Consider the following 12,083-nt stretch of genomic DNA (forward strand, 5'->3'; position numbering starts at 1 on the left):
GGGAAGGGTGAGATAATTTTTTGTACCAAAATGAAAATTTTTTTCAAAAATAAAAAACTAGCAATCTCACATGATGTGAATTGCTAGTATATATCAGTACAATTTATTTAATTAATGGATGAATGCATAGCTAGAAACTTCTGAAGCTGGAATTGTACGGTAGTTCATATTGTATGGACCATATGTGTAATTCATTTCAGAAATCAAGATACTACCATCACCATTGACACGTTCAACATAAGCAACATGACCATATGGGCCAGGTGTGCTTTGCATAATTGAACCAACTGATGGTGTGTTGTTTACTTGGTAACCATCATTAGCTGCGTTACCAGCCCAATACTTAGCGTCTGACCAATATGTGCTAATTGGACTACCAGCTTGAGCACGACGGTCAAATACGTACCATGTACATTGACCAGCAGTGTATAAATTTTGGTGATTAAAAGATGATGCATTGCCATTGCTACCTGTTGTAGCTGTTGGTGTTGTACCTCCTGATCCACCATTAGGAATTTGTAGTGTTTGGTTAGGCATAATTAAATAACCACGTAAGTTATTGGCTGCCATTAATTGATCAACTGAAACACCATATCTGCTAGCAATGATATTTAATGATTCACCAGCTTGTACAGTATGAGATGATGCTGAACCAGCTTGTGGAGAAGTGTTTGACGAATTTTGTGCATCACTTCCACCTACAGAGATAACTTGACCAGGGAATACCAAGTTGTTATCTAATTGGTTATTTTGTTTAATACTCTCTACTGAAGTGTTGTATTTTTGAGCAATACTCCATAATGATTCACCAGATTGTACTGTATGTTGTGTAGAAGCTTGTGCATCATGATGCGTTAAAAATGCAGCTGCACCAGATGTTGCTGTTATTGCAAATGCTAATTTTTTCAAAGGGACTCCTCCTTAAAATTAAGTTTTACTACTTTTAAAAATTATTAAGACAATTTATATAGTAAATTAAGTTTTCGTTTTATATTACGATTTCCATATTATCAAAAATAAGTAGCTTTGTGTGGTTTGTTATTATCTTGTAATATTATTAACATTTTAGAATATCGGTTCATATTTTTATAAATGCTGATTTGATAGTGTATAAAAGCGTTTTAGTGATTTTAACTAATTATAAAAAATTATATTTTGTAACATTGTAAAATGTAAAATTACTATACTTATTAAAGGTTATTTCTTTTGATGAAGCAAAATTTACTGTAAAATTTGACGCATAAAACGACGGTAGAAGGAGGAATTATTTTGTCGCAAAATACAAATCATTCATATTATCATCAAAACCAGCATGCTCAATCAATAAGTAAAGTGTGGCTTTATTTTATGTATTATTGGATTATATTTGGCATAGGATGCTATCTAGGTCAGTTTTTACCATTAAGTTGGCGACAACCCTTGTCATTTGGATTACTGATTATTATTTTAGCAACACTTGTTTTTGAAAGAGCGAGACGGTTCGGTTTAATTATTTCACATATTTACGCTGTAGTGATCGGCTTATTGTCATACGCAACGTTTACCACGTATTTACAAAATTTAGGACCAGATATTTTCTATAAAAATATCGCATTAGCAATTTTTGCATTTATAGCATTTGGTATTATTGGTTATTTCTTCGTTGGAGATGCATCGAGTATAGGCAAATATTTATTCGTTACATTAATAACATTAATTATTGCGAGTCTAATTGGTATTTTTCTTCAAAATCCTATTTTTTACACTATTATTACCGTCGTTAGTCTGTTGTTATTTCTACTTTATACTTTGTATGATTTTAATCGTTTAAAAAGAGGTGACTATTCACCAAGAGAAATGGGATTTAATCTATTTATTAATTTGTTGAATATTATTAAGGATATACTTTATCTTGCTAATATGTTCAGAAGATAAACAGTTAAATTAATAAAGAAATTTGTATAAAGTTTTGGAATAATCAATAATGAATATCAACCTTAAACTGGAGCGATTGTCATAAGTTAGAAACTTAGACTGAGATTTTACTGATAAAGCAATAAAAATATATTACCTTAATTGTAAAGATATTATTAATCATTGAAATGATTAACTGCTATAGTTCTAAAGTAAACAAATCTTAGAAGATAAACTTTAAACAGGTGTACTTGCCTTTCTAATTACACTTTTATTAGAAAAGTAAAGTATAGCTACGTATTAATTTTAAAATCGAAACATTAATAGGAAGAAGTATAGATAATATAAACAATTTAATGTTAGTTTGAGCTCATCTCAAAAGTAGAATGTGATTTAAATAAGTGTTTATTTTTAAATTGAAAATGAATATATAACTAACAAAAGATAATAGTAATACGTTGTAGATGTGGTCATTTAAAATTATTTTGAAAATACTAAAAAGTAGTGTGTTTTCAATTGGATAGTTTAATTAAACTGACTACATCTATTTTTGTAATATTTAAATGATTGATATATAAGTTTAAAAATTAACCATTATATAGTTTTATTTATTTTTGATTTGGTATTCGTATTGTGTTAAATTTACGTTTAATTAAATAAGTTAAATATTATAGGGAATGATAAAAGTGGTACTTAAATATAGAAAGAGGTAAAGTTATGGCAAAATCATGCTTGCATATACTTACTAATAATGAATATGCGACAACGCGTTGCCAAGATGGCATAGTCTTATTTTGGCCAATTGACGGGGAAATCGAACTACAAAAATTTCGTAAAAGTAAAATAATTGAAGATGATATATATATTATTAATCATCTGGATGTATTTAGTATTAAGAATAATAAAAAAACGATCATGTTGTATTTGAGTAGCGATTGGTTTGCGGAATTAGGCTTTACTTTCTTTAATTACCACTATACAGCAAAGTTGATTAAATCATCCTATAATTTGAAATGTCTACTATTAAAATTGACATATCGATACCTTGATAATCAGCCTCTTAATGACGCTGATATTAGAAAATTACAGGATATTATTAAAATCATTGCAAAAGAAGCAAGTATGGATAAAAAGATTGCACAAAATCAATATCGATATGCTTATTATGGTGATTTGCGTGATGAGCTCGAATATATTTATCAAAATGTAAATCAACGATTGACATTAAAAAGTGTCGCTGATAAATTATTTGTCTCAAAGTCAAATTTGTCATCACAATTCCACTTACTTATGGGCATGGGTTTTAAAAAATATATTGATACTTTGAAAATTGGTAAATCGATTGAAATTCTACTTACTACTGATAGTACTATTAGCAACATAAGTGAACATTTAGGTTTTAGTAGTAGCTCCACTTACTCTAAAATGTTTAAAAGTTATATGGATATAACACCGAATGAATATCGTAATTTATCAAAATATAATAAATGTTTAATGCTAAAGCCAGAACCACTAGTAGGCAAAATGGTGCAAGAAGTAAAAGAAATCATATTGAATTATATTGAACATTATAAAAACCACCTAACTGATGTTATACATATTGATGAAGACAAATTTGAAACACCTAAATTGTTTCAAACGGTTATTCAAATAAATACTTATACAGAAATGAAATTAGTTTTCTTAGAAGGAATCTTTAAAACCTTATTGAATAAGAACAGTCAAGTTGTCTTTTTCATCATGCCATCGATTCTAAAAAGTAAAAATACCATGTCCGAAGAAGAAAAATTCATAATCATTAAAACAATAATTGAAAGTGATCTAAAGATAGCATTTAATATAAATGATATTGAAACAACTTATTTTGTTGAAGAAGCTTTTATGAGTGTTTTCAGACAAATATCTCCAAACGAATTAAGTAATCATAATAATTACGAAGTGCATTTTGTTTTTGATTTATCATTGATGGAAATTAGAACAATTTATCGAATGATATTAAAATTACATAACATCATGTTGAATGTGAAATTAGGATTGAACATTACCTGTTTATTTGAAAAACCTTCAGTTTTTAAATCACTAGTATCACAAATAAAGCGACTTAAATTCGATTCGTTAATAATAGATAATGCAAATTTAAGTAGCCCTTATTTGATGGGGGAAAGTGATGAGTTACTATTGAAAAATATTTTGCATTTTAAAAATTTAAAACAAGTAATTAATGAATTGGATATTGAACAAGAAAAGCTGATTTTTCTAAATGTTGAAAATCATAAACTGCTTAATAATAAAGAACGAGATCTAAGTAATAGTGCTCCATTAATTTATAAGACATTAAGTGCGCTGTATCACAACTTTGATGGCTTTGGATTAAACATTTTTGACAATCATCAAGCATTTAATGCGATGCATCTATATGACAAAAATGGATTTAAAACAACACTAGGTCTTATATTAGAAAAGTTTATCGAATATGTCTCGAAACCAAAATACGAAAACAGTTATTATTCTATTTTTGATATAGAGAATTATTATTGTCTTGTTATTTATGATTGGCGAGTGATAGAGAGCGAGACAATTATGAGTAATTTTGAGGATAGTCAAGTTTATATAAATTTTAAAAACAATGTTTTAAACGATAAATATCTAATTGTAATAGAAACATTGGACGAAAATAGTGGCAACATTAATCATTTGATTTCTAAAGAATTAAGAGATAAATATGAATGGAACCCTAGTTTACTATCTAAAATTGACAACTACCTTAAACCAGCAATAGAGATTAAAGAGCATAATTTTAGTGATAATTCCTTGAATATTAACGTTACTTTTAATGCGTTATACATAATTAAAATAGGAAAAAAATAACACCTTGATATGTATTGCAAAATTTAATTTGCATTTGTTGGTAATTTTGACAACGTATTAAAAACAAATGAGAAAGACAATGGCTGAAAAATTTAAGATAATAATGACAGAAGCATTGTCTTTATATATTTGGGGGTGCAACATTTTGAATACTGAGAAATTAGAAACATTGCTTGGCTTCTATAAACAATATAAAGCATTATCTGAATATATTGATAAAAAATATAAGTTGTCGCTAAATGATTTAGCAGTCTTAGATTTAACGATGAAGCATTGCAAAGATGAAAAAGTACTTATGCAATCATTTTTAAAAACTGCAATGGATGAGCTAGATTTAAGTAGGACAAAATTATTAGTTTCTATAAGAAGACTAATTGAAAAAGAAAGACTTAGTAAAGTTAGATCATCTAAAGATGAGCGTAAAATTTATATTTATTTAAATAATGATGATATATCTAAATTTAATGCTTTATTTGAAGATGTAGAACAATTTTTAAATATTTAATTGAAATTGAGTGTCGAAAGCATAGAATTTGCTTATCGGCACATTTTTAATTTATACATATTTTAAAACTAAGTAACAGTTTGAAGAAATCGTAGTTCAATAATGTTAATTGTGAAAATGTATATAAACATAAAAAAATCATGTATAATATATGTTGTTAATTAAACAGTTCGAAAGCGAGATGACATTATGGGACGTAAATGGAATAACATTAAAGAAAAAAAGACCCAAAAAGATAAAAACACAAGTAGAATATATGCGAAATTTGGTAAGGAGATTTATGTTGCAGCAAAATCTGGTGAACCCAATCCAGAATCTAACCAAGCTTTAAGGTTGGTGCTTGAACGCGCTAAGACATATTCAGTGCCGAATCATATTATTGAAAAAGCAATAGATAAAGCTAAGGGTGCTGGAGACGAAAACTTTGATCACCTAAGATATGAAGGATTTGGCCCAAGCGGATCAATGCTAATTGTTGATGCGTTAACAAATAATGTAAATCGTACTGCCTCTGATGTGCGAGCTGCTTTTGGTAAAAACGGCGGTAATATGGGTGTATCTGGATCAGTTGCTTATATGTTTGATCATGTGGCAACATTTGGTATTGAAGGAAAGTCTGTTGACGAAATACTTGAAACATTAATGGAACAAGATGTAGATGTAAATGATGTGATTGACGATAATGGATTGACAATAGTCTATGCTGAACCAGATCAATTTGCAGTCGTTCAAGATGCGCTTCGTGCAGCAGGTGTTGAAGAATTTAAAGTTGCTGAATTTGAAATGTTACCTCAAACAGATATTGAACTTTCTGAAGCGGACCAAGTAACATTTGAAAAATTAATCGATGCATTAGAAGATTTAGAAGATGTACAAAACGTATTCCATAATGTGGATTTGAAATAATGAAATCAGCAGAACAATGGATTGATGAATTGCAACTTGAATCACATCCTGAAGGTGGTTTCTATAGAGAGACAATTCGAGAAGTATTGAAAGATGGACGCAGAGCGCCGTTTAGTAGTATTTATTTTTTACTTACAGATGACAATATTTCGCATTTTCATCGAATTGATGCTGATGAAGTATGGTACTATCATGCTGGTGATTCTCTAACAATTCATATGATAAATCCGGATGGGGAATATACGACTGCAACATTGGGTACTGATATCCAAAATGGAGATGTATTGCAATATGTAGTGCCTAAAGGAACAATTTTTGCTTCTTCAATCGAAATTTCAAATACTTATAGTTTAGTAGGTTGTATGTGTCAACCGGCATTTGAGTTTAAGCAGTTTGAATTGTTTAAGCAATCTGAATTAATTACACAATATCCGCATCTTAAATCAGTGATTGAAAAATATGCTTTAAAATAAAAATGATCAATGAAGTGGTTTGAAGGTTGTTAATAAACCTTTGAGTCACTTCATTTTTATATGTATTCTTGATTGAATCAGAATAGATTTGATGCTTCAGCTGTTTTTAATGAAAATAGCATTAAATGATTTTGAAAACGATAAGAGTGTGTTATTTATATTTTTGAAAAATCACTTTTATGAAGAAATGTGTGTACTATCTAATTAATATTGTCTATTTTAAGTAAATTGAAGCGAGTTGTAGTAAAATAATAATAAATATTTTCATATGATTAACAAAAACTATAAAACTGTATCATGACATGACATCATTTATGTAGTTTTATATAATAATGACAAGGAGTTGGTGACTGTGAAAGTAAAGTATATAGATAAACGTCACTGGCGTCGCCTAATTGATAGGGAATACACAGAGGTAAAAGTTAATAATAATAGGTTTAAGGGTATTATAGGCTTAGTCACGATGAAAAAGGTTCGTGATCCTTTAGAGGTGACGGTAGTTGGACAAAATATCATTGTCGCAGATGACAATTATAAATGGTTGCAAATACTACCTGAAAAGAAACGTTATAGTATAACTGTAATGTTTGATAATAAAGGCAATCCATTAGAATATTATTTTGATATAAATATCAAAAATATAACGCAAAAAGGTAATGCGCGTACAGTAGATTTATGTTTAGATGTTTTAGCATTACCAAGTGGTGAATATGAGTTGGTAGATGAAGATGATTTAATGTTTGCATTAGAAAGTGAGCAAATTACAAAAAAGCAATTTCATGAAGCATATATGATTGCACATCAAATTATGGCAGAGTTAGAAAATGATTTTAAAGGATTCCAAAAGAAAATCATGTACTGCTTTAATAAAATTAATGCAAAGGCTCAAAAAAATCATCAAAAGCCACAAAATAAAACTAATATTGAAAAAAGCAAACAAATAAAGCCTAAGCAATATAATCAAACTAAAAATCACCAACAACAAAAGAAAAACTAAGTAATTCAAGCTGCAGCCATAACAATAAAATTGGTGAAATTATTCGTTAGTAATGAACTCATGAATGCTTGTAGCCATGAAAGTTCAATAATTGAATAATTTATGGGGGGAAATTATGAAGATTGAAGACTATCGTTTACTAATAACATTAGACGAAACGAAAACGTTACGTAAAGCGGCTGAAATTTTATATATATCTCAACCTGCTGTTACACAAAGACTAAAAGCTATTGAAAATGCTTTTGGAGTAGATATTTTTATCAGAACAAAAAAACAATTGATTACAACAACTGAAGGAACAATGATTATTGAGCATGCCCGTGACATGTTGAAAAGAGAGCGATTATTTTTTGACAAAATGCAGGCACATATTGGTGAAGTGAATGGAACAATATCAATCGGGTGTTCTTCTTTGATTGGACAAACCTTACTTCCTGAAGTTTTGAGCCTATATAATGCCCAATTTCCTAATGTTGAAATACAAGTGCAAGTTGGTTCAACTGAACAAATTAAAGCAAATCATAGAGATTATCATGTTATGATAACTCGTGGAAATAAGGTAATGAATTTAGCTAACACACATTTATTTAATGATGATCATTATTTTATTTTTCCAAAAAATAGACGAGATGATGTTACAAAGTTACCATTTATAGAGTTTCAAGCTGATCCGATTTATATAAATCAAATAAAACAATGGTATAACGATAATTTAGAACAAGATTACCATGCAACTATTACAGTGGATCAAGTAGCAACTTGCAAAGAAATGTTGATTAGTGGTGTAGGTGTTACAATCTTGCCAGAAATTATGATGAAAAATATCAGCAAAGAACAATTTGAGTTTGAAAAAGTAGAAATTGATAATGAACCGCTGATTCGTTCGACATTTATGAGTTATGATCCGAGCATGTTGCAATTGCCACAAGTTGATTCTTTTGTAAATCTCATGGCGAGCTTTGTTGAACAACCAAAGGCGTAGTTTTAGACTAATTTAAGGTTTGTATTTAATTTTAAACTATTCGGTTAAATTGAACGTAGTTGGTTGCTAATGCACCAACAGCAAAAGAGCCCCTAATTAATAAATTAAAAGGGGACAAAGGAATACAGTTGGATGCTAACGCACCAACTGCATAAGAGCCCCTAATTAATAAATTAAAAGGGGACAAAGGAATACAGTTGATTGCTAATGCACCAACAGCAAAAGAGCCCCTAATTAATAAATTAAAAGGGGACAAAGGAATACAGTTGGATGCTAACGCACCAACTGCATAAGAGCCCCTAATTAATAAATTAAAAGGGGCTCTAAGAAGCGGGGTTATGGATATGTTTGCAGCGTTATTACAAATAAAGAATTATAAACTCTTTGTTGCTAATATGTTTCTACTAGGTATGGGTATTGCGGTTACGGTCCCATATCTTGTTCTTTTTGCAACTAAAGATTTAGGTATGACAACAAATCAGTATGGATTACTTCTAGCATCTGCAGCGATTAGCCAGTTTACAGTAAATTCAATTATTGCTAGATTTTCGGATACGCATCACTTTAATAGAAAAATTATTATTATTCTCGCATTATTAATGGGTGCGCTTGGTTTTTCAATATACTTTTTTGTAGATACAATCTGGTTATTCATATTACTATATGCGATTTTCCAAGGATTATTTGCACCAGCAATGCCCCAACTTTACGCATCTGCTAGAGAATCTATCAATGTTTCAAGCTCTAAAGATAGAGCTCAATTTGCCAACACAGTATTACGTTCAATGTTCTCATTGGGCTTTTTATTTGGTCCATTTATTGGTGCCCAATTAATCGGTTTAAAAGGCTATGCTGGATTGTTTGGTGGAACAATAAGTATCATTTTATTTACTTTAGTACTTCAAGTGTTTTTCTATAAGGATTTAAACATTAAACACCCTATTAGTACGCAACAACATGTTGAAAAAATTGCTCCTAATATGTTTAAAGACAAAACGCTTTTATTACCATTTATTGCATTTATTTTATTACACATTGGACAATGGATGTATACGATGAATATGCCTTTATTTGTTACTGATTATTTAAAAGAAAATGAGCAACATGTCGGTTATTTAGCTAGTTTATGTGCTGGTTTAGAAGTGCCATTTATGATCATTCTTGGCGTTTTATCATCTAGATTACATACTCGAACATTGTTGATTTATGGAGCGATTTTTGGTGGTTTATTCTACTTCAGCATTGGGGTATTTAAAAACTTCTATATGATGTTAGCAGGACAGGTATTTTTAGCTATTTTCTTAGCGGTTCTTTTAGGAATTGGTATTAGTTATTTCCAAGATATCTTACCAGATTTTCCAGGATACGCCTCAACACTATTTTCTAATGCAATGGTTATTGGACAGTTAGGCGGTAACCTATTAGGTGGTGCTATGAGTCACTGGGTAGGTTTGGAAAATGTATTTTTTGTATCAGCAGCATCAATCATGTTAGGTATGATACTTATATTCTTTACTAAAAATCAAAAAATTACAAAAGAGGATGTGATATCAACATGACAATTATTTTATGGCTACTTATCATCGCTGCCTTCATGTTAGCATTTGTTGGGTTGATTAAGCCGATTATTCCTTCTGTTTTAGTATTATGGGTTGGCTTTCTAATCTATCAATTTGGCTTTCATAATCAGCATTTATCATGGGTGTTTTATGTATCTATGGCATTGCTAACAATACTAATTTTATGTGCGGACTTTTTAGCTAATAAATATTTTGTGAATCGCTTCGGTGGTTCTAAGTTTGGAGAGTATGCAGCTTTAATTGGTGTGGTTATTGGATGTTTTGTTTTACCGCCATTTGGAATTATTATTATACCTTTTATTTTGGTATTCATAGTTGAATTAATACAAGGCTATTCATTTGAAAGAGCAGTTAAAGTAAGTATAGGTTCAATCGTAGCATTTTTAACAAGTAGTATAGCTCAAGCAATCATTATGTTTATAATGATTGTATGGTTCTTTATAGATGCTTTATTGATTAATTAATAAAAAGCTTATTGCAAAATATGTTTTTCGGTAACTGTAATTTAGTGATTTTATCATTAACAGTACCAAATTCGCATATGATGTAATAAGCTTTTTGTTTATAAAAATGTATGAGAATGTTTTTTCGAAATATTTCTTTCAATGCGTAATCCAATAGGCATAACTATAAATGAAAATATAATAAATACCCAATTGCTTACCTGAATATATGGTCCAAAGGCAAGTAATGATTGTGGAATAAAGAATACATAGAAAAATCCTACAATTAGTAGAATGATTGCTAAATAGGTGAATATCCATATCCAATTTGAATTGTTAAAACACTGCAGTTGTATTGTTTTAAAACTAAACCATATAAATAAAAAGACAATAAAGAATCCGACGACTACTGAAAACGGGAACGAAACAAAATATAAATTACTTCCATTTTTTTCCATGAAAAATCCTAAAAATCCTTTGAGAAAACTAACAATCCCAATTAATAGAACGATGTGTTGATAGATATATTTAAAAATATTTTTAAATGTTTCATTAGGCATCGCTTTTAGTTCTTTTATTGCATGTGCTTTTGGGTCGTGATTGAAAAAATCTAAGGCTAATAAACCATGTTGTTCTGCGCTTAATAATTGTTTAAGTATACGGTTAATAATTAACTCTGTATCATGAGGATTGACGCGAAAGTCAGAGCGCATATAAGTCATATAATTCTCGAAGATTTCTCTATCAGTATTGCTTAATCTTAATGATTTAACATTATTTTCTTTTGTTAATTGCGCAGTACTTTTCATTGTTACTTAAGCGCTCCTTTAAAAATGTTTAATTCCAAATTAAAATGGAAATGATTTTATAGTATTAATAAGGTCAATCATATCATATTAAACGCATAAATATAACGATTAATATTGGAGAGGAAAATGAGGACACTTAATAAAGATGAACATAATTATATCAAGCAAATAGCTAATATACATGAGACATTATTGTCGCAAGTAGAATCCAACTATAAATGTACTAAACTGAGTATTGCTCTTAGGTACGAGATGATATGTTCAAGATTAGAACATACAAATGATAAAATTTATATATATGAAAATGAAGGTCAATTAATAGCGTTTATTTGGGGACATTTTAGTAATGAAAAAAGTATGGTTAACATTGAACTGCTATATGTTGAACCACAATTTCGCAAACTGGGAATAGCTACGCAACTGAAGATTGCGCTTGAAAAATGGGCAAAAACTATGAATGCAAAGCGAATAAGCAGTACAATTCATAAAAATAATTTGCCAATGATATCTTTGAATAAAGATTTAGGTTATCAAGTGAGTCATGTGAAAATGTATAAAGATATTGATTAGAATTAGGATTATGTTGCTAATTCATGTTAAAATTAAAAAAGATTTAATGACGTTAAG

General features: G+C 29.5%; 13 protein-coding genes. 11 read left to right on the forward strand and 2 right to left on the reverse strand.

Annotation, left to right across the window (positions count from 1 at the left end):
• Window positions 1–111 precede the first annotated feature (111 nt).
• Complete coding sequence (locus tag JQN76_RS07330) at window positions 112–909, reverse strand: LysM peptidoglycan-binding domain-containing protein (RefSeq protein ID WP_000731641.1); 798 nt, start codon at window positions 907–909, stop codon at window positions 112–114.
• Window positions 910–1,269: 360 nt separating this feature from the next.
• Between JQN76_RS07330 and JQN76_RS07335 the strand changes: the two genes are divergently transcribed.
• The 10 genes from JQN76_RS07335 to JQN76_RS07380 all read left to right on the forward strand — a co-directional run bounded on the left by JQN76_RS07335 (window position 1,270) and on the right by JQN76_RS07380 (window position 10,668).
• Window positions 1,270–1,914, forward strand: coding sequence for a Bax inhibitor-1/YccA family protein (locus tag JQN76_RS07335; protein ID WP_000081602.1), 645 nt, complete (start codon window positions 1,270–1,272; stop codon window positions 1,912–1,914).
• A gap of 696 nt (window positions 1,915–2,610) precedes the next feature.
• The gene (locus JQN76_RS07340) at window positions 2,611–4,761 is read left to right on the forward strand and encodes a helix-turn-helix transcriptional regulator (RefSeq protein ID WP_001836962.1); all 2,151 of its coding nucleotides are present in this window, start codon (window positions 2,611–2,613) and stop codon (window positions 4,759–4,761) included.
• 145 nt (window positions 4,762–4,906) lie between these two features.
• Window positions 4,907–5,266 (forward strand): HTH-type transcriptional regulator SarX, encoded by a 360-nt coding sequence (gene sarX, locus JQN76_RS07345; RefSeq protein ID WP_001090985.1) that lies wholly within the window; start codon window positions 4,907–4,909, stop codon window positions 5,264–5,266.
• 189 nt (window positions 5,267–5,455) lie between these two features.
• Window positions 5,456–6,172 carry a YebC/PmpR family DNA-binding transcriptional regulator gene (locus tag JQN76_RS07350; protein WP_000532977.1) on the forward strand — a complete coding sequence of 239 codons (717 nt, stop codon included), beginning with the start codon at window positions 5,456–5,458 and terminating at the stop codon, window positions 6,170–6,172.
• Window positions 6,172–6,645 (forward strand): cupin domain-containing protein, encoded by a 474-nt coding sequence (locus JQN76_RS07355; protein ID WP_000833486.1) that lies wholly within the window; start codon window positions 6,172–6,174, stop codon window positions 6,643–6,645. Before JQN76_RS07350 ends, JQN76_RS07355 begins: the two co-directional genes overlap by 1 nt.
• Window positions 6,646–6,736: 91 nt before the next feature.
• On the forward strand, window positions 6,737–6,853 hold the full coding sequence (locus JQN76_RS07360) for a hypothetical protein (RefSeq protein ID WP_001789973.1): 117 nt from the start codon (window positions 6,737–6,739) through the stop codon (window positions 6,851–6,853).
• 144 nt (window positions 6,854–6,997) lie between these two features.
• Complete coding sequence (locus JQN76_RS07365) at window positions 6,998–7,642, forward strand: ribonuclease FAU-1 family protein (protein WP_000865624.1); 645 nt, start codon at window positions 6,998–7,000, stop codon at window positions 7,640–7,642.
• Window positions 7,643–7,757: 115 nt separating this feature from the next.
• Complete coding sequence (locus JQN76_RS07370; protein ID WP_000687412.1) at window positions 7,758–8,624, forward strand: LysR family transcriptional regulator; 867 nt, start codon at window positions 7,758–7,760, stop codon at window positions 8,622–8,624.
• A gap of 338 nt (window positions 8,625–8,962) precedes the next feature.
• Window positions 8,963–10,183: a sugar efflux transporter gene (locus JQN76_RS07375; RefSeq protein WP_000367063.1), complete on the forward strand. Its 1,221-nt coding sequence runs from the start codon at window positions 8,963–8,965 to the stop codon at window positions 10,181–10,183.
• Window positions 10,180–10,668: a DUF456 domain-containing protein gene (locus tag JQN76_RS07380; protein WP_000152582.1), complete on the forward strand. Its 489-nt coding sequence runs from the start codon at window positions 10,180–10,182 to the stop codon at window positions 10,666–10,668. The genes JQN76_RS07375 and JQN76_RS07380 overlap by 4 nt, the downstream gene beginning before the upstream one ends.
• 98 nt (window positions 10,669–10,766) lie before the next feature.
• On the opposite strand, the gene JQN76_RS07385 is transcribed toward JQN76_RS07380, so the two are convergent.
• Window positions 10,767–11,456, reverse strand: coding sequence for a DUF1129 domain-containing protein (locus JQN76_RS07385; RefSeq protein ID WP_000842860.1), 690 nt, complete (start codon window positions 11,454–11,456; stop codon window positions 10,767–10,769).
• A gap of 126 nt (window positions 11,457–11,582) precedes the next feature.
• Between JQN76_RS07385 and JQN76_RS07390 the strand changes: the two genes are divergently transcribed.
• Window positions 11,583–12,026, forward strand: coding sequence for a GNAT family N-acetyltransferase (locus JQN76_RS07390; RefSeq protein ID WP_001259679.1), 444 nt, complete (start codon window positions 11,583–11,585; stop codon window positions 12,024–12,026).
• Window positions 12,027–12,083: the final 57 nt, after the last annotated feature.

The sequence above is a fragment of the Staphylococcus sp. SM3655 genome, from assembly GCF_016917315.1.
GTDB classification, from domain to species: Bacteria; Bacillota; Bacilli; order Staphylococcales; family Staphylococcaceae; genus Staphylococcus; species Staphylococcus aureus.